Here is a 1,259-nt window from a genome sequence, read left to right as displayed (position 1 = left end):
GAAGTGGTTATAGTTTCCCGGACACACAGACGCAGATAATATTATCTGCCCATCAAGGTGTGTGCCATGAGTCAGAAAAAAAGCAATTCGTATACAGCCGAGTTTAAAGAAGCCGCCGTCAAACTAGCGGTGGAATCCGATCAACCGATCGCCCAGTCGGCGCGCGAGTTGGGCGTTAACGTCAACACGCTGCATACTTGGATCGATAAATTCCATGGCAAGCAGACGAGTGATTCGAGTAGTGCGGTTGACGACAAGCACCTATATGAAGAGTTGAAGCAACTCCGGCGTGAGAATGCTCGGCTGAAGGAAGAGCGGGAACTGTTAAAAAAGGCGGCGGCCTTCTTCGCCAAAGAATCGAACTGAGGTACGGCTTCATCGAGGAGCATCGGGGCACGTTCAGCACTGCCCTGATGTGCCGAGTGTTTGAAGTCTCTCGCAGTGGCTATTACGAGTGGCGAACTAGACCGTCCAGCCAGCGAGTCCGGGATGATCAGGCGTTGAAGGCCAGTATTCGTGAACATCATAAAAAAAGCCGCTCAACCTATGGAACACGGCGTATTCAAAAGCAACTGGCTGAAGACGGAGAAACCGTCAGCCGCCGTCGAATCGGTCGATTGATGGGTGAAGAGGGCCTTGAGTGCAAGATGCGGCGCAAGTTCAAAGCGACGACCAATTCAAAGCATAACAAGCCGGTAGCCGCGAACCTGCTGAATCGTAACTTCACGGCATCAGAGCCTGATCAGGCTTATGTCGGTGATATCACCTATATCCCGACACGGGAGGGCTGGCTGTACCTAGCCGTCTTCATTGACCTTTGCTCACGAGCGGTCGTCGGATGGTCCATGGATAGCCGGATGCCGGCAGCGTTGGTGAACGACGCGCTGACCATGGCGATCTTTAAGCGTCGGCCAGCAGCCGGTCTGCTGGTTCACAGTGACCGTGGCAGCCAGTATGCCTCGGATAGTTTCCAGGGCTTGCTCAAGCAGCATGAGTTCAAGTGCAGCATGAGCCGCAAGGGTAACTGTTGGGACAACGCCCCGTCAGAAAGCTTCTTTCATACTCTAAAGACCGAGTTGGTGTATCACGAGGACTTTAAGACGCGAGAGGAAGCGAGGCAGGCGATCTTCGAGTATATCGAGGTATTTTATAATCGGGTGCGGCTGCACTCCAGCAACGACTATATGAGTCCAGCGGACTATGAATCGAGGCTACGTGCAGCCGCTTAAAAAAGTGTCCGGAAAACTGTTGCCAGATCA

The 1,259-nt window shown here is 53.0% G+C and carries 1 protein-coding gene; it reads left to right on the top strand.

Going from position 1 to position 1,259, the window contains the following annotated elements; translation table 11 throughout:
* The first annotated feature begins 66 nt into the window (after nucleotides 1–66).
* Nucleotides 67–1,229 (top strand): IS3 family transposase gene (locus INT21_RS11105; RefSeq protein WP_174788252.1). Its coding sequence is split into 2 segments (ribosomal slippage): nucleotides 67–340 and nucleotides 340–1,229, totalling 1,164 coding nucleotides; the frame shifts between segments, so codons are not numbered across the junction.
* The last annotated feature ends 30 nt before the right edge of the window (nucleotides 1,230–1,259 follow it).

Source organism: Halomonas sp. 3F2F (genome assembly GCF_014897805.1).
In the GTDB taxonomy this organism is placed as follows: Bacteria; Pseudomonadota; Gammaproteobacteria; order Pseudomonadales; family Halomonadaceae; genus Vreelandella.
The sequence above is the reverse complement of the archived record's forward strand: the minus strand, read 5'-3'. Positions and strand labels throughout refer to the sequence as shown.